Source organism: Shewanella morhuae (assembly GCF_900156405.1).
In the GTDB taxonomy this organism is placed as follows: Bacteria; Pseudomonadota; Gammaproteobacteria; order Enterobacterales; family Shewanellaceae; genus Shewanella; species Shewanella morhuae.
In genome coordinates this window covers 69,194-85,665 of the sequence record NZ_FTNN01000015.1, presented here as the reverse complement: position 1 = coordinate 85,665, position 16,472 = coordinate 69,194, and the positions used below count along the sequence as shown (strand labels likewise).

Below are 16,472 nucleotides of genomic sequence, written 5' to 3'. Positions count from 1 at the left end.
GTAAACATGGAGTTTAAGACATTGAAACCAATATTCAAACAGCTGTTTAATTGCCTAGTTTTATCTTTTGCATCATTCTCAGCGTTGGCGAGTGTAGTGCTGACGGAAGGTCACGTACGTGCCATGCCAGATACCGTGCCAAATACTGCAGCCTACTTTACGCTTGAAAACCACACAGATAAAGCGGTTCGTCTAATTGCTGCGAGTTCCAATGTGGCTAAAGATGTCCAATTACACACGATAATTGAAGACCAAGGCATGGTAAAAATGCGCCATGTTGAAGGCTTTGATATTCCATCCCATGGTGCATTAACGTTAATGCCGTCTAAAGATCATGTCATGTTGCTTGGTTTAAAAGCGCCTTTAGTATTGGGGCAACAAGTTGAACTACAATTAGAGTTCGACGATGGCGAAAAAATGGTGATTACATTGCCTGTAACTAAACAAGCTGATATCGCCGCAGAGCAAGAGCATCATCACCATCATTAAGGAGTAGCTTGATGCAAATTACATGGAAAAAAGTTGCCGGTGTCGGTTTATTTTTAGTGCTTATTGGCTATGGCGTGAGTGTATGGTGGAGTATCGAACCCGATCCTATCAACCCTCAGCAGTTGATAGCTAGCGATAAGAATGTGGTCGGATACGCAACAACAACCTCACTTATTCTCACCATCGAAAACCTGCTTGATAAACAAGGTGGTTGGTTATCAAACGATGTGATGCCACCCTCTGTCTTTATGGATAATATGCCCGCTTTTGAATATGGCGCATTAGAGCAAGCCCGTGATTTAGCCTTGATTATGCGTAAAGAGTTTAGTCGTTCGCAGTCACAATCTGCCGCAGATAAAGATTTAGGTGAAGCCCAATCTAAACTCAATATCGATCATACCAGCTGGCTAGTCCCGAGCGCTGAAAGCGAATACCGTAATGCGATAAAATTATTGAAGCTATATCGTGTCCGCATGATGGACCCCAATAACCAAGATGCGCAGTTTTATGCCCGTGCCGATAACCTTAATGAATGGTTGAAAGAAGTACAAAAGCGCCTTGGTAGTATGTCGCAGCGTTTATCTGCCAGTGTGGGACAAGAGCGTTTAAATACCGACTTAGCTGGCGATAATGCTGCCCGTCAATCTACGCCTAACTTAGCAAGTCATCAAATTAAAACCAGTTGGTGGAAGATTGATGATGTCTTCTATGAAAGCCGAGGTGCTTCATGGGCGTTACTCAACTTTATGCGTGCTGTAGAAGTCGATTTTGCAGACGTACTGAAGAAAAAAAATGCTGAAGTAAGTCTAAGACAGATCATTCGTGAACTAGAGGCAACTCAGCAAACAGTTTGGAGCCCCATTGTCCTTAATGGCAACGGTTTTGGCTTAGTCGCTAATCATTCATTGGTTATGGCTAACTATGTATCCCGTGCGAATGCCGCGGTGATTGATTTAACGAATTTGCTATCTCAAGGTTAATTATGAAAAAAACTCTTCTCGTTAGTGCGATACTCGGATGTTGTATTGCTACGTCTGCCCAAGCGGCGACCGTACTCGGCTTTAAAGTGGGTGGTGATTATTGGTATGCTGATACTAATGGTACCTTTGCTGATAAAGGCCAACCGCAACAAGACTTTAATTATAGTTCATCTGCACAGGGGAGCTATTGGGTTGCGCTTGAGCATCCCATTCCATTTATCCCTAATATTAAAATCCGTGAAAATAGCCTAGATCAAAAAGGTGACTCTGCTAATTCGAGTGTGACGGCTTTTACCGATCTGAGTAACACGGATTTCGTGTTGTATTACGAAATATTGGACAATGACATAGTGTCATTGGACCTGGGTGCTGCTTATAAATTAATGCATGGTTCATTTAGGGTGCAAGATGCGGTTCCTCCAAAAGAGAAAGATATCGATGATGGTATCATCATGGGTTACGCCAGTGGTGAAGTGGGGATTCCTGGCATAGGTTTGTTTGGTTTTGCAGATTTGATGGTTGGCGCGAGCGAATCGAGTGTCTATGACTATGCTGTTGGTCTTGGCTGGGAGTTTGACGGGGTGACTGTTGATACACGCGTTCGTGTGGGTTATCGTGAGTTTCTATTTGACGTGAGCAATTTCTCGGGTGTGAGTGCAGATACTACATTTAAAGGATACTTTGCGGGTGTAGAAATCGACTTCTAATCCTTTACGTTAGGATTGAGACATAAAAAAACCGCCAATCGGCGGTTTTTTTATGTCTCTAAAATAAGTCTCAAAGCAAGTTTTAATATCGAGAGCGATATTACTCTGCTTTTAAACCATTATTGATAGCAATGACATCATCTTCATTCAAGGTGCCGGCAGCTTGCTTTAGCGCCACAATCGAATTGATGTAACTGTAGCGAGCATCTGACAATTTACGTTTTGAATCGTACAAGTCACGGGTACGATTTAATACGTCAACGATAGTACGAGTGCCCACTTCAAAACCTGCTTGAGTGGCTTTTAACGCACTTTCTGATGATAATACTGACTGCTCATAAGCCTTGATTGAGCTTATTGATGCACCGACGTTGTTGTAGTTATTACGAACATCCTTCACTACACCGCGGTAGACTTGCTCAAGTTTTTCACTCGCTTCAACATATTGAAATTGCGCTTGCTTAACTTGTGAGCTGACTTTAAAACCTTCAAAAATCGGAATGCTTAAATTAACACCAACATTAACATTATCGAAATCAGGATCGTTGATATTGCCGGTTTTCTGTTCAAGTCCTTTGTTGTAGCCCGCATTTAAGCTTAAAGATGGCATGTGGCCCGCTTGATAAAGCTTAATGGTTTCTTGGGCAATATCTTTACCAATACGTTGAGTCATCAGATCTATGCTATTGGTTTCAGCAATCTTTAACCATTCACTCGATGATGTTGGCGCAGGTGTAACGGCCGAGAAACGGTTAGTATCTAATACATTAATAGTCTTGTGATCGATACCTGTGATTTCACGTAAGGCTTCATAGCTATTAGCTAGTGTATTTTCAGCTAAAATTTCAGTTGCTGAGGCTAAGTCATATTGTGCTTGAGCTTCATGGACATCGGTAATAGCAGTTAAACCTACCGCGAAACGCTGTTTAGTTTGCTCAAGTTGGCGTTCGATAGCGCGCTTTTCTGCACCTTGGAACTCATAATTATCTTTAGCGGTTAATACATCGAAATAGGCTTTAGTAATACGCGTAATCAAGTTTTGTAGTGCTGATGCGTAAGCTGAATCAGCTTGAGATGCGGCTTTCTCTGCAAGGCTTAAACCTACCCAAGCACTATGATCATAGATGACTTGATTTAGTGTAAGGCTACCGACTAGACCACTTGTATCATTTTTTGGATCATTCCATGCTTTGTCATAACCGACGTTAGCACTAATGGTTGGCAACAAAGGCGCACGATTTTGTTCGATTTGTTCAAACAAACCATTACGTTGAGCCTGAGCTTGCAATACAAGCGGATCGCTTGTCAGTGCTTGCTGATAAATTTGCAATAAATCGTCAGCTTGTACCACTGAAGCGGAAGCCGCAAGCGTTAATGCTGCGCATAAAGTATGGATCTTAAATTTCATTTGCTGTCCTTATTAGACAAAATCCCCCCAAGGGAGAACATTTTAACTTTGTTTAGACTAAGTAATGCCTTTATCAAGGCGGTTTGCGCTTCCCGACGCTTCCCGATACAGCTAAAACTTAATGACCTAGAGTTTAAGAATTCTAACACTTTCAAGTCAAATTCGAAGTGTAACAGATTTTATTTTAAAAATGTGTCAAATTGCCTTGATTATAGGCGCAAATTTAATTTCTGAGGATAGACTATGAAACCCGTTGTTTTTTCGCAAAAGGATATTGAGATCATAGGAAAAAAAACCTTATACCAAGGCTTTTTTTCACTCGATGAGTACACCTTTAAACATAAATTATTTGCCGGTGGTTGGAGTCTACCTGTCACTCGTGAAGTCTTTGAGCGCGGCCATGCTGTTGTGGTACTGCCCTATGATATTAAGCAAGATAAAATAGTGCTTATTGAGCAAGTACGCTTTCCTGCATTAGCAACGACTAAATCTCCTTGGCTTATGGAGCTCGTCGCGGGTATGATTGCGCCCGAAGAAACACCTGTCGACGTTGCCCACCGCGAGTTATTTGAAGAAACAGGCCTTGTCGCTGATAATATGCATTTTATTAATAGCTATTTGGCGAGCCCAGGTGGTAGCACAGAGCGTTTCTATTTCTATTGGGCTGATATCGATTCAAGTGAGGCCCGAGGATTGCACGGATTAGCTGAAGAACATGAAGATATCCGATTGCATGTTATGAGCCGTGAGCAAGCCTATAATAGTATGCTTAACGGCGAGATAGACAATGCATCGACCGTTATTGGATTGCAATGGTTGCAATTAAACTATCAGCAACTGCGTTAAGTTGGGAATAATTTGACCGCTTCGAATCTACAGTTAAAACAACGCTATAAACCCAACGTCAGTAATTTTTTGGCGCTGTGCGGGCGTAATTATAGTTATATGTTGAAATGGTTACCGTTAGAGATTGCTATCGGTGAGTCATGGCGACTCGAAGGTGAGTTTGGTACATTAGTAGTGCGTATTTTAGAAAATACCAAATATACTCAATTAGTTGAGATATCTCGCCCGCTTGCTATTAAAGACTTTATCAATACTCCCAAGGTGTTAGTGAGAATTTATCATGATGCTAAATTAGCAGAAGTGTTAACTGGCCAACAGATTTATCAATTACGCCCAGTGTATGATTACCCTAATGTCCGCATGTATCAAAGTGATGAAAAGTACCAGGTGAATGCATTCCTGGAAGAGTTATTAAAGATTGGTTACCAACATAGTGTTGTGTGCCGACCTTAGAATTGGGTATTCAATGTGCTGAAAGAGGCTGTCTCTTACTCCATAACTGAAGGAGAAAGTGTACGTATAGTGCAGATCACTGATCCGCACCTTTTTGCCGATCCTGAAGCTCAGCTCTTGGGGGTCAATACCTATAAGAGCTTGGCCGCCGTATTAAATACCATTAGAGCTGTGGATTATCCGGCTCATTTGATGCTCGCCACTGGCGACTTGAGCCAAGACTATTCCGCTGAATCCTACCAACAATTTGTAAAAGCTGTTACACCTGTTGATTTACCTTGTCATTATCTACCGGGGAATCATGACGATCCGCGGATCATGTATTTACATATGCAAGGTGAGCAGATCTTTGGTCAGCAACGTATTCTCGCAGGCAATTGGCAAATACTCATGTTGGATTCGACTGTGCGCGGCAAACCTGGCGGCAATATGGCCGATAGTCAGTTTGAATTAATTGACAAAGCTATTGCAGCGCATCCTCATCTGCACACTTTGCTGGTGATGCACCACAACCCCATAGTCGTTAATTGCACTTGGCTTGATCAGCACTGTATGGATAATGGTGCCGAATTTTTAGTGCGAGTAGCCCAATATCCGCAGGTTAAAGGATTACTCTGGGGGCATGTGCATCAATGTATCGATACCTATCACAAAGGGCCTCATGGCAATCTACAGTTGATGGCGACACCTTCCACTTGTATTCAATTTAAACCATTATCACCTTATTTTGCTTTAGATAGCATCCAGCCAGGTTATCGTTTGCTGGAGTTAAAGGCCGATGGTAGCATCAACACTAAAGTGTATCGCGTACCGGGTAACCATTTTTCCCCCGACAACAACTCTAGCGGTTATTAAGTAGAATAGCCGCAGCCTGAGGATATTTGGGTATATATGCTGCTTTATATTCATGGATTTAATAGCTCGCCATTTTCAGACAAAGCTGTGATGACCGCTAAATATATGGCGCTGCATCACCCTAGTGTGACCTTTCATCAGCCACAATTGCTCAATACACCTCGGGCTGCAATGGCACTGTTAACGACTTATGTTGAGGCGGCAATTAATGCTAATGAACCATTAGCGTATATAGGCTCATCCTTAGGGGGGTATTTTGCTAGTTATTTAGCTGAAACCTATGGGGGGCGAGCTGTTTTGGTGAATCCCGCGGTAAAACCCTTTGAATTGTTTGATGAATTTATGGGGCCACAATTTAATCCTTATACAAAACAACATTATGTCGTGTTACCGGAGCATAAGGCGGAAGTTGCTGAATTTAATACGACTATTATCCACAATCCGGACCGATTTTTGGTATTATTGCAGACAGGTGATGAGGTGCTCGATTATCGTGAAGCACTTAATAAATATCATCACTGTCAATTACGAATTGAAGCAGGGGGCGATCATAGTTTTATGGGTTATGCATCGCACTTGCAAACTGTAAGCCAATTTTTACAGTTACCTTGACAAACCGACATCCACAGCCGCAACATGGCCGGATATATAACCTATAGCGTGCCCTATGACCAATCAATATACCTCTGACGCCATTGAAGTTCTCAACGGACTCGATCCTGTTAAACGCCGTCCAGGTATGTATACCGACACCTCCAGACCCAACCATTTAGGCCAAGAGGTTATCGATAACAGTGTTGATGAAGCATTAGCAGGCCACGCAACCAAAATTGAAGTCATTTTACATAGCGATAACTCCCTTGAAGTCACCGATGACGGCCGTGGTATGCCGGTGGATATTCACCCTGAAGAAGGTATTCCTGGGGTTGAGTTGATCCTCACCAAACTACATGCTGGTGGTAAGTTTTCCAATAAAAACTATCAATTCTCGGGTGGTTTACACGGCGTTGGTATTTCAGTCGTCAACGCATTATCGCGCCGTGTTGAAGTGACCGTTCGTCGTGATGGTCAAGTGTATGATATTGCTTTTGAAAATGGTTTTAAGGTTGAGGACTTACATCCCTCTGGCACCTGTGGTCGCCGTAATTCGGGTACTCGAGTGCATTTTTGGCCCGATCCGAGTTATTTTGATTCGGCGAATTTTTCTAATTCGAAACTGATTTATCTACTGCGCGCTAAAGCGGTATTGTGCCCAGGCTTGCGGATTAAGTTTACCAATAAGCAAACCAATGAAGTCCATGAATGGTTTTATGAAAGTGGCCTGACTGATTATTTAAAAGCCGCTATCGGCGATAATTTGATGTTGCCTGAAGAGCCCTTTGTTGGCAGCTTTAAAGCACAATTGGAAGCCGCTGATTGGGCAATTACTTGGTTACCAGAGGGCGGCGAGTCAATCGGTGAGAGTTATGTTAACTTAATCCCCACGCCGCTTGGTGGTACCCATGTAAACGGTTTTCGCCAAGGTTTATTGGAATCTATGCGGGAATTTTGTGAGTTCAGAAACTTAATTCCCCGTGGCATCAAGCTCTCACCGGAAGACATCTGGGATCGGGCTGCATTTATTTTATCGGTGAAGATACAAGAACCACAATTTGCAGGCCAAACGAAAGAAAAGCTCTCTAGTCGTCAATGTGCCGCTTTTGTTTCTGGCGTTGTGCGCGATGCTTTTTCACTGTGGCTTAACTCGAATACCGAATTAGCTGAATCCTTAGCCGATATGTGCATTAATAATGCTCAGCGTCGGTTAAAGGCTGCCAAAAAAGTCGCCCGTAAAAAAGTAACCTCAGGCCCTGCGCTACCGGGTAAATTGACCGATTGCAGCGGCCAAGATCCGATGCGAGGAGAGTTATTTCTCGTTGAAGGGGACTCTGCGGGTGGTAGTGCTAAACAGGCTCGCGATCGTGAGTTTCAAGCAATCATGCCGCTGCGAGGCAAAATCCTCAATACTTGGGAAGTCGATGCCTCGCAGGTATTAGCTTCGCAGGAAGTGCACGATATTTCGGTTGCAATTGGGTGCGATCCAGATAGCAGTGATATCTCTGAATTACGTTATGGCAAGATTTGTATTCTTGCCGATGCCGACTCCGATGGACTGCATATCGCGACCTTATTATGTGCGCTATTTTTGAAGCATTACCGCATATTGGTTGAGCAGGGCCACGTGTATATTGCCATGCCACCACTGTTTCGTATCGATATCGGTAAAGAGGTTTATTATGCTCTGGATGAAGCAGAAAGAGCTGCAATTATAGATCGTATTGCTGCAGAGAATAAAAAAGGTAAGGTACAAGTTACCCGCTTTAAAGGCTTGGGCGAGATGAATCCGTTACAATTACGTGAGACAACGATGGATCCAAACACCCGTCGTTTAGTACAGTTAACCATAGATGATAACGAAGAGACCGATGCTTTGATGGATATGCTACTGGCGAAGAAGCGTTCACCAGACCGGAAAAACTGGCTTGAAGATAAGGGTGACATGGCTTTACTTTAATGTTGTGCACTATTGCCGATAACAATAAAACATAGGCATAAAATGACAATGTTGTATAAAAAAACTAATACTTATAATTGCTTGAAGATATTGCCTGCTTATTTAACCCTATTAATAAGCAGCATGTTATTGACGAGCAATAGCGCGTTGGCGGCTTCTCAGTCGATAATGATTACCGTCTCTAAAGGTTTTGGTTTATCACTTTATGCCTCAGATGTGGGTGATGCTAGGCAGATGGCAATGGGTACTAATGGTACGCTATTTGTTGGCTCCCACAAGAGTGGCACTATCCATGCTTTAGTGGATACCAATCAAGACGGTAATGTTGATAAACGCTACGTGATAGCTAAAGGAATGACCTCACCAGATGCGATCGCATTCCACAATGGTGACTTATTTGTTGCTACTGAAAACCAAATTGTACGCTTTGTTGATATTGAACAAAGGTTGCGTCGGCCAAGTCGGCCAAAAGAAGTATACAGCGATTTACCTTACTCAGAAAAAAAGAGTTCTCGGGCGATTAACTTTGGTCCTGATGGCCGCTTATATGTATCGATAGGAGCGCCTTGTAACGTATGTGAGGCTCCAGTGCCTTACAGCAGCATTATAGCGATTAATATTGATACTGGCGCCAGTGAGCAAATTGTTGCTGGTGTGCGCGATGCCAGTGGATTCGATTGGTCGCCCATCGATGGTAAATTATGGTTTGCCGACCGAGGTCGTGATTGGATGGGCGATATTTTACCTCCCGACGAAATCAATCGTGTGGATGTAATGGGGAGTCATTACGGCTTTCCTTATTTACACGCTAGCACGGTTGTTGAGCCTGCCTATCAAAGGCCTAAAAACTTAAAAATTACTACCCCTGTATATGAGTTACCCGCACATGTGGCGCCAACAGGATTAGCTTTTTATCGCGGCAGTCAATTTCCGCCTATGTATCATAACCAGTTGTTTGTCGCCGAAAATGGCTCTTGGAATCGCTCGAGTAAAGTGGGCTACCAAGTGGTTATGCTAAAGATTGAAGACCAAAAAGTGGTGAGCCGTGAAACGGTTGTCAGTTTCCTCGATGGTGAGTTTCCCGTCGCTCGTCCCTTTGGCTTGTTATCCGCTGATGATGGCGTGATGTACATTTCAGATGATTTAAAAGGTAACGTTTATCGTTTGTTCTTCAAAAATGAAACGAATAGCGATAGTACTGAAGCACCACAGGAACTAGAAAAAGATGAGTGACGCAATCAAGTTAAGTCTCGATGGAGTGGAGCAAATGCCATTACGGCGCTTCACCGAAGAGGCTTATCTGAATTATTCCATGTATGTCATTATGGACCGTGCTTTGCCACATATTGGCGATGGGCTTAAACCTGTACAGCGCCGAATTATCTATGCGATGAGTGAGTTAGGTTTATCGGCTCAGTCAAAACATAAAAAATCGGCCCGTACAGTTGGTGACGTATTAGGTAAGTATCATCCCCACGGCGATAGCGCATGTTATGAGGCGATGGTATTGATGGCGCAGCCATTTTCTTATCGTTATCCATTGGTTGATGGTCAAGGTAACTGGGGTGCTCCTGACGATCCAAAGTCATTTGCGGCCATGCGTTATACCGAGGCGCGCTTATCTAAGTTTTCTGAAGTGTTACTCAGTGAGCTGGGTCAAGGCACTGTTGATTGGGGCGAAAACTTTGACGGTACGTTAAAAGAACCTAAAGTGTTGCCCGCTCGCTTACCGCATATATTACTCAATGGGATCACGGGTATTGCCGTGGGTATGGCGACAGATATTCCGCCGCATAACGTCAGAGAAGTGGTCTCGGCCTGTGTTGCCTTACTCGATGATCCAAAGTTAGAGCTCGAGCAATTAATGGCCTTTGTACCGGGCCCTGATTACCCAACTGAAGCAGAGATCATTACCCCCTCGGCCGATATTGCAAAAATTTATGAATCTGGGCGCGGGTCCTTGCGTGCGCGCGCAGTTTACACCGTTGATGGCGGTGAAATTATTATTACTGCATTGCCTCATCAGGCCAGTAGCGGCAAAATTTTAGAGCAAATCGCCAATCAAATGTTGGCAAAAAAGTTGCCTATGGTGGCGGATTTACGCGATGAGTCTGACCATGAGAGTCCGGTGCGTCTGGTGGTTGTGCCTCGTTCAAATCGTGTCGATTGTGATCAGCTTATGGCGCATCTATTTGCGACCACGGATTTAGAAAAGAGTTTTAGAGTTAACTTAAACGTACTGGGTCTCGATGGTCGACCACGGGTTAAAGGGCTAAAAACCTTATTAACTGAATGGTTAGAATTTCGAGTCGATACGGTTAAGCGCCGTTTAGAATATCGCTTAGATAAGGTGGTTTCGCGGCTACATATTCTCGAAGCATTAATGATCGCGTTTCTCAATATTGATGAAGTGATTGAGATTATTCGTTTTCATGATGAACCTAAAGTCGAGTTAATGGCACGTTTTTCACTGAGTGATAAACAAGCTGAATCGATTCTTGAGTTAAAATTACGTCACTTAGCCAAGCTAGAAGAATTTAAAATCACCGCCGAGCAAAATGAACTTGAAGCCGAGCGTGAAAAGCTTGAGCAGTTATTGAGCTCTGAGCGTCGTTTAAAAACGTTGATCAAAAAAGAATTAATCCAAGATGCACAAACCTATGGTGACGATCGTCGCTCACCCATAGTGCTGCGTAATGAGTCACGCGCCTTAACTGAGCAAGAGCTAACTCCAACAGAGGCTGTAACAGTCGTTTTATCTGAAAAAGGCTGGGTACGTTGCGCTAAAGGCCATGATATTGATCCGTTATCTCTGTCCTATAAGTCTGGTGACCAATACCTTTGCAGCGCCATGGGGCGCAGCAATCAAGCGGCGGTATTTATTGATTCATCTGGGCGGGCATTTGCAACCGACAGCCATACGTTGCCCTCGGCACGTAGCCAAGGCGAGCCAATTACCACTCGTTTTAATATGGCGCCTGGTGAAACCATGCAGCATGTGTTGATGGGTGAAGAGGATCAATGCTACTTGTTAGCGACTGATGCTGGTTATGGATTTATTTGTTCATACAACGATATGGTATCACGCAATAAAGCGGGTAAGGCTTTGTTAAGCTTATCTACAAACGCTAAATCGTTAACACCTAAGTTGATTGATCGCACTAAAGAAATGTCACTTTTAGCCATTACCAACGAAGGTCGAATGTTGCTGTTCTCCCTTGATGCCCTGCCACAATTATCTAAAGGTAAAGGCAATAAGATCATCGGCATCCCGACAGAAAGGGCGAAGAGTCGCGACGAGTTAATGACGCACTTGCAGCTCGTGCCAAGCGATACGCCCGTCACTCTGTGGGCGGGTAAGCGCAAGCTCACACTTAAGCCGAGCGATTTAGAGCACTATCGTGGCGAGCGTGGTCGCCGTGGGGCCAAGTTACCGCGAGGCTTACAACGTGTCGATAGTGTTGAGCTCGGTGACGGCGGAGAGCCATTAACGAGCATCTAATGCTTTGATAGATTAAAAGTGCTCAAAGAGTGCGATGCACTAGCCTGCAATATATCAACTCGTAATAGATTAGCGAAAGTCACCTGAGTTTTTAGGTGACTTTTTTGTTTTTCATTATCGAATGTCAATCGCTAGTCAGATTCGAGATATAAAAAAACCTACTGTATTACTACAGTAGGTTGTTAATTATCTCTTTAATTAGAGACTAGAAATCGTAACGTACGCCTACAGAGAATACGTTGTCATCTTGTAGATCGACTTTGTTACCGGCAACAACATGATCACCGCGGTACATAGCGTATTGACCATATACCATAGTTGATTTAGCTAAACGGTAGTCAGCACCCACGTTGAAGTTTTGTACGTCGATATCAGTACCAGTTAAACCACCTTTATTCACGTTTTTGTAGTAGCTTCCGAAGCCAGCATCATCAGCACCGTATTCAGCTTTCAGGTTTACACCGTTCAAATCATAAGATACGTTGACGTAGTAAGTATTACCATCGATATCATTATTTACAACATCTTCTGCGTTCTGGAATAAACCACCAACCTTGAATTGACCTAATTTTACTTGGCCAACTAAGCGGTATGCATCAACACCTGCAATACCTTTGTTGTATGCGACAGCTGCATAATAGATTTGTTCTTTAAACTTGCTGTCACCAAGAGTTGCGCTTAGTGCATATAAACTTTCAGAGGTTTTCGCTGTTGTATCGTTACCGTCAAATTGATAGTTGGCATTTAATGTGATTAATCCAGCAATTTTTGGTGAGTAATACCAAACACCATCAGCAGTACGAGTTTGAGCTGTTAATAAACGATCGATATCGGCGTTGGTATTACCGAAAATATCCACTCCGCCTTCAGCTTGTTTAAATACAGTGTCGTTACGACCCACTAGCACTGTACCCGCGTTAGTTTTTAAACCTATAAAGGTGTTACGGGCTTTGAATACATCACCTGTGCCAGAAGTATTTTCAACTTGGAATTCCATTTGATAAATAGCTTCAAAACCATCAGCAATCTTTTCTGAGCCTTTAACGCCTAATAAAGAAAAGTTATTTTCTAAATAAGTGCCTGAGTTGTTTTCATCGGCGTAGTTACTGGTATCAACACCATTAGTGCCGCCTTGTAGAGTAGCACCAGTTTCTGTATTGGTTAAAGCAAGCTCTAAACGACCATAGAAGCTTGGGCCTTCGGCTAGCGCACCGAATGAAGCCAATGCCAGTACAGATGCAACTGATGCAGAAATGAGTGTCTTTTTCATGTTTTGTGCTCCCTCGAACCTAAGTTCTTATCCATTTTTCATGGTTTTTGTGTGGTTTTACACATTTGCTACTGATATTGGTAACAAAAGTTGTTGCCGAGTTTTACAGTTTTACGATTCTTTAGCTGTGGTACAGATCATGTTTCTGGCTATTGTTACCCATAAACAGGCTGTCTCTAGGTGCTTTCACAATTAGTGACTGCAAATTTACCTAAAAAGAGTAAAACCGTTATGTTTTTTTACTGCTTAAGTGGTAGGTGTGACAGATTGTATTAAGCAGTACATCGGCGGAAATAACTGTAGCATATACTAATACTCTAGCAAATCAGTGATATCTATGGTGGATTTGTGAATAGGAGAAGATTTAAACGGCTAAAGAGGGGGGATGCATTATTTTCATCAATAGATAATGTATATGGCTTCATGTAATACACTTTTAAATCAATGTTTAACTTGAGGAGTTTGTGTTATTACCAGAGGCTTACTTTATCGTGTTTTATAGGCAGAGCTCCAAAAACGTATCTCGCGACCATAGACCATAGTCTTAGTCTTTAAATGCAAAAATGCAGCCTGTGATGCTATGGATTTTACACATTTACCTATTTATGCTGGTGTTTGCGCATGACAAATCACAAGACGGCTATGATTATTCATAAATACTCTAGTGATGAATAAGTTAAATGGATCACTGCTACGGCTGAAATCCCTCACAAGCTAGTCCGACTACAGTTGATTTATATATTAGCTTAAGACACCCGACGATGTGATTTCAGTTTATGTTGAGATAGTTTAGAATCCACGCCAAATTTTGGGTGTTGCTATTGAGCCGTATCCGTTGGTATCGATTCAATACTAAAGCAAGTATTTTGCGGGTATTGCGTAATATAAGGTAAGTATCTATGACTGAGGCCTATCAAAATCGATTTGGCGGAATTGGCCGTTTGTATGGACAAAAGGCTCTGGCTAAATTTGCCACATCCCATGTGGTAGTCATTGGTATCGGTGGCGTAGGTACTTGGGCAGCAGAAGCCTTAGCACGTAGTGGTATTGGCCAGATTAGCTTAGTTGATTTAGATGATATTTGTGTAACAAATACTAACCGACAGATTCATGCACTGACTTCCACCATAGGGCACTCTAAAGTGGCCGTGATGGCGCAACGCATCCGCGAAATAAACCCAGAATGCCAAGTGAATGAGATTGAAGACTTTATTACATTAGATAATTTAGGTGAGTATTTACTCGGCGCAAAAGCAGGCGGCAACATTGACTATGTGGTTGACTGTATTGATGCCGTAAAGCAAAAAGCGGCGTTAATTGCTTGGTGTAAGCGTCAAAAAATTAAGATAGTGACAGTCGGCGGTGCAGGTGGGCAGACAGATCCCACTCAAATCCAGTTAACCGATCTCGCTAAAACTTATCAAGATCCTCTTTTGGCTAAAGTACGTAATATTTTACGCCGTGAATATAACTTCTCTAAAAATGTGCAGCGTCGATTTGCTATCGATGCGGTATTTTCTTCTGAACAGTTAGTTTATCCGCAAGCCGACGGTTCGGTATGTGGTACGAAAGCGCAGGCAGATGGCAGCATGAGAATGGATTGCGCTTCAGGTTTTGGGGCTGTAACTATGGTGACGGGCACATTTGGCTTTGTGGCTGCAAGTCGAGTGTTAGCGCGATTGGCGCAACAATCACAGGACGCCATTTAAACACTTTAGGCTCAGTCGTTATTGCTCGTTATGTTAAATACAATTTTTTGTGAATTCTGCGCTCGCGTAGTTTAATCATGCAGGGGGTTGATGTTGGAAAATAAACATCAACCCAGTTCAATGTATTAGTGCACTGAAACGACTAATCTACATATCAATTAATCAATATTGGTTGAGCCGTAAAATATCAATATCCTTAATATCTAATATCTAATATCTAATATCTAATATCTAATATCTAATATCTAATATCTAATATCTAATATCTAATATCTAATATCTAATATCTATCACCGCTTCCAATAAATGCTAATACCGCTCGAGAAAGGCATAAAAGTGTTCTTTATTAGCTAATATAATCAGTTTAATAAAGCTAGATTTATGGCATAAAATTTGCCTAATAGTCGATAAGTTCAATTTTTTGTCACAGGGATAACGCTATGTTTAAACTCAAGCTGGATGCAGTTAAGGTTTTTAGCCCGAAAAAAATCATGTTTAAACTCATGCTGTGGCTTATGGTGAGTTGTGCCGTTTTATTGCTTTCGCCCCCTAACATATTGGCTACGATAGCGCTGGATCAATTTGTCGCAGAGCATGCTCAGTTTGTAGGCTTAGGTTTAATTGTTTCTATTGCTTACTTTTTAAGCCAGTTGATAAATTTAGGTTTGGATGAATCAATTCGCCATTTAAGCGACAAACGAGTTATTGAAACCATTGAGTCGAAAGTTAATTTGCTTGATCCTGCTGAGCGAGCGTTACTTCGAGAGTTTTTTCTACAAGGTGCCACTATTTTGACTCTACCGCAAAATGAAACGGCGGTGAGAAGTTTAGTGAATGCCTGTATTTTAGAAGCATTAGGTAATGAGCGTCATTATGCGATTCAAGGGCCCACCGCAGATTATAAGATTGCCATGAAAGCGCGTATGTATCTCAACCGTGATGTGTTGCGCTTACCCGCTGGAGAGCCAAGCCAAGAAGAGATGCAGTCATTAATTAAGGCGCGTCCACAATTTTTAAATGGTTTGGTCCAAAACAGAAAACACGCAGCATAGGCGTGTAAGATGCGATGATGACATTTGGGTTATTATCTGAATTATGGGGCTTACGCAGAACAAACAATAAAAAGTGGGGGTAATTAACCCCCCAAAATTGTGCATTTATACAAGAGCATGAAGAACAATTGGAGCAAAACTACGGTTTGGGTGCCGACTTCACAATGAACATCCAAGTGATATAAGACATTATCCCTATAGTACAAAAGATAACGATCATTGAAAGTAAGCCTATCGGGTTACCAAACATCAGATCTAACCAAAATGCCATGACTGAAATCCTATTTCTGGTGAAGTCCTCTCTAAATTAGCGGTATTGAATGGGCTGAATATTGATTTCGATCAATAAAAAATCGACAGCAGAGACCGAAAGCATAACTGTTAATTAACTCTGTGATCGTAGTCATACTCTGCATGCGCTTAACCTTACTGAGTTCAAACTTCTTTATGTTTTGCGGGAGTCTTGGTACAAATTCTGCTGCTGAACTCCTAAGTTTAAAATCTTGAGCTCAATGGTTGATTCAAATCATGCAATGAAATCGCTCTTTTTATGCGCGATGCTATTGTTTGATGCTTTGATGCTTTGATGCTTTGGTGCTTTGGTGCTTTGGTGCTTTGGTGCTTTGGTGCTTTGGTGCTTTGGTGCT

General features: G+C 42.4%; 15 protein-coding genes. 12 read left to right on the top strand and 3 right to left on the bottom strand.

The window, feature by feature from the left end; translation table 11 throughout:
- Positions 1-6: 6 nt before the first annotated feature.
- Genes BW947_RS15685 through BW947_RS15675 form a run of 3 tightly spaced genes read left to right on the top strand, consistent with a single transcriptional unit; the run spans position 7 to position 2,176 of the window.
- Positions 7-489: a copper chaperone PCu(A)C gene (locus tag BW947_RS15685; protein WP_076501269.1), complete on the top strand. Its 483-nt coding sequence runs from the start codon at positions 7-9 to the stop codon at positions 487-489.
- A gap of 11 nt (positions 490-500) precedes the next feature.
- The gene (locus BW947_RS15680) at positions 501-1,469 is read left to right on the top strand and encodes a DUF2333 family protein (RefSeq protein WP_076501266.1); all 969 of its coding nucleotides are present in this window, start codon (positions 501-503) and stop codon (positions 1,467-1,469) included.
- A 2-nt stretch (positions 1,470-1,471) separates the two neighbouring features.
- Positions 1,472-2,176 (top strand): TIGR04219 family outer membrane beta-barrel protein, encoded by a 705-nt coding sequence (locus BW947_RS15675; protein WP_076501263.1) that lies wholly within the window; start codon positions 1,472-1,474, stop codon positions 2,174-2,176.
- Positions 2,177-2,276: 100 nt separating this feature from the next.
- On the opposite strand, the gene tolC is transcribed toward BW947_RS15675, so the two are convergent.
- On the bottom strand, positions 2,277-3,584 hold the full coding sequence (tolC, locus tag BW947_RS15670; RefSeq protein WP_076501259.1) for an outer membrane channel protein TolC: 1,308 nt from the start codon (positions 3,582-3,584) through the stop codon (positions 2,277-2,279).
- A 243-nt stretch (positions 3,585-3,827) separates the two neighbouring features.
- Between tolC and nudF the strand changes: the two genes are divergently transcribed.
- Genes nudF through parC form a run of 7 tightly spaced genes read left to right on the top strand, consistent with a single transcriptional unit; the run spans position 3,828 to position 11,794 of the window.
- Complete coding sequence (nudF, locus tag BW947_RS15665) at positions 3,828-4,430, top strand: ADP-ribose diphosphatase (RefSeq protein ID WP_076501257.1); 603 nt, start codon at positions 3,828-3,830, stop codon at positions 4,428-4,430.
- A 12-nt stretch (positions 4,431-4,442) separates the two neighbouring features.
- Positions 4,443-4,883, top strand: a complete 441-nt coding sequence (locus BW947_RS15660) for a DUF1249 domain-containing protein (protein WP_076501255.1) — start codon at positions 4,443-4,445, stop codon at positions 4,881-4,883.
- Between the two features lie 15 nt (positions 4,884-4,898).
- Positions 4,899-5,738, top strand: a complete 840-nt coding sequence (gene cpdA / locus BW947_RS15655; protein WP_076501253.1) for a 3',5'-cyclic-AMP phosphodiesterase — start codon at positions 4,899-4,901, stop codon at positions 5,736-5,738.
- Between the two features lie 36 nt (positions 5,739-5,774).
- Positions 5,775-6,350: a YqiA/YcfP family alpha/beta fold hydrolase gene (locus BW947_RS15650; protein WP_076501250.1), complete on the top strand. Its 576-nt coding sequence runs from the start codon at positions 5,775-5,777 to the stop codon at positions 6,348-6,350.
- Positions 6,351-6,405: 55 nt separating this feature from the next.
- Positions 6,406-8,292 carry a DNA topoisomerase IV subunit B gene (gene parE, locus BW947_RS15645; protein WP_076501247.1) on the top strand — a complete coding sequence of 629 codons (1,887 nt, stop codon included), beginning with the start codon at positions 6,406-6,408 and terminating at the stop codon, positions 8,290-8,292.
- Between the two features lie 48 nt (positions 8,293-8,340).
- Positions 8,341-9,525 (top strand): PQQ-dependent sugar dehydrogenase, encoded by a 1,185-nt coding sequence (locus tag BW947_RS15640; protein WP_076501316.1) that lies wholly within the window; start codon positions 8,341-8,343, stop codon positions 9,523-9,525.
- Positions 9,518-11,794: a DNA topoisomerase IV subunit A gene (gene parC / locus BW947_RS15635; protein ID WP_076501245.1), complete on the top strand. Its 2,277-nt coding sequence runs from the start codon at positions 9,518-9,520 to the stop codon at positions 11,792-11,794. Before BW947_RS15640 ends, parC begins: the two co-directional genes overlap by 8 nt.
- Before the next feature lie 205 nt (positions 11,795-11,999).
- Here parC and BW947_RS15630 read toward each other — a convergent pair whose 3' ends face one another.
- Complete coding sequence (locus BW947_RS15630) at positions 12,000-13,064, bottom strand: porin (protein ID WP_076501242.1); 1,065 nt, start codon at positions 13,062-13,064, stop codon at positions 12,000-12,002.
- 899 nt (positions 13,065-13,963) lie between these two features.
- On the opposite strand from BW947_RS15630, the gene tcdA reads away from it, so the two are divergent.
- Together tcdA and BW947_RS15620 are read left to right on the top strand one after the other, a co-directional pair.
- The gene (gene tcdA / locus BW947_RS15625) at positions 13,964-14,773 is read left to right on the top strand and encodes a tRNA cyclic N6-threonylcarbamoyladenosine(37) synthase TcdA (protein ID WP_076501240.1); all 810 of its coding nucleotides are present in this window, start codon (positions 13,964-13,966) and stop codon (positions 14,771-14,773) included.
- A 440-nt stretch (positions 14,774-15,213) separates the two neighbouring features.
- The gene (locus BW947_RS15620) at positions 15,214-15,825 is read left to right on the top strand and encodes a superinfection exclusion B family protein (RefSeq protein WP_076501237.1); all 612 of its coding nucleotides are present in this window, start codon (positions 15,214-15,216) and stop codon (positions 15,823-15,825) included.
- A gap of 139 nt (positions 15,826-15,964) precedes the next feature.
- On the opposite strand, the gene BW947_RS15615 is transcribed toward BW947_RS15620, so the two are convergent.
- Positions 15,965-16,096, bottom strand: coding sequence for a DUF3149 domain-containing protein (locus tag BW947_RS15615; RefSeq protein WP_076501234.1), 132 nt, complete (start codon positions 16,094-16,096; stop codon positions 15,965-15,967).
- Positions 16,097-16,472: the final 376 nt, after the last annotated feature.

What these genes read in the sequence shown, in the direction of transcription:
- tcdA (WP_076501240.1), top strand. Translation starts at nt 13,964, where the DNA reads ATGACTGAGGCCTATCAAAATCGATTTGGCGGAATTGGCCGTTTGTAT.
- BW947_RS15680 (WP_076501266.1), top strand. Translation starts at nt 501, where the DNA reads ATGCAAATTACATGGAAAAAAGTTGCCGGTGTCGGTTTATTTTTAGTG.
- BW947_RS15675 (WP_076501263.1), top strand. Translation starts at nt 1,472, where the DNA reads ATGAAAAAAACTCTTCTCGTTAGTGCGATACTCGGATGTTGTATTGCT.
- tolC (WP_076501259.1), bottom strand. Translation starts at nt 3,584, where the DNA reads ATGAAATTTAAGATCCATACTTTATGCGCAGCATTAACGCTTGCGGCT.
- parC (WP_076501245.1), top strand. Translation starts at nt 9,518, where the DNA reads ATGAGTGACGCAATCAAGTTAAGTCTCGATGGAGTGGAGCAAATGCCA.
- BW947_RS15685 (WP_076501269.1), top strand. Translation starts at nt 7, where the DNA reads ATGGAGTTTAAGACATTGAAACCAATATTCAAACAGCTGTTTAATTGC.
- BW947_RS15630 (WP_076501242.1), bottom strand. Translation starts at nt 13,064, where the DNA reads ATGAAAAAGACACTCATTTCTGCATCAGTTGCATCTGTACTGGCATTG.
- BW947_RS15650 (WP_076501250.1), top strand. Translation starts at nt 5,775, where the DNA reads ATGCTGCTTTATATTCATGGATTTAATAGCTCGCCATTTTCAGACAAA.
- BW947_RS15620 (WP_076501237.1), top strand. Translation starts at nt 15,214, where the DNA reads ATGTTTAAACTCAAGCTGGATGCAGTTAAGGTTTTTAGCCCGAAAAAA.
- BW947_RS15640 (WP_076501316.1), top strand. Translation starts at nt 8,341, where the DNA reads ATGTTGTATAAAAAAACTAATACTTATAATTGCTTGAAGATATTGCCT.
- parE (WP_076501247.1), top strand. Translation starts at nt 6,406, where the DNA reads ATGACCAATCAATATACCTCTGACGCCATTGAAGTTCTCAACGGACTC.
- BW947_RS15615 (WP_076501234.1), bottom strand. Translation starts at nt 16,096, where the DNA reads ATGGCATTTTGGTTAGATCTGATGTTTGGTAACCCGATAGGCTTACTT.
- nudF (WP_076501257.1), top strand. Translation starts at nt 3,828, where the DNA reads ATGAAACCCGTTGTTTTTTCGCAAAAGGATATTGAGATCATAGGAAAA.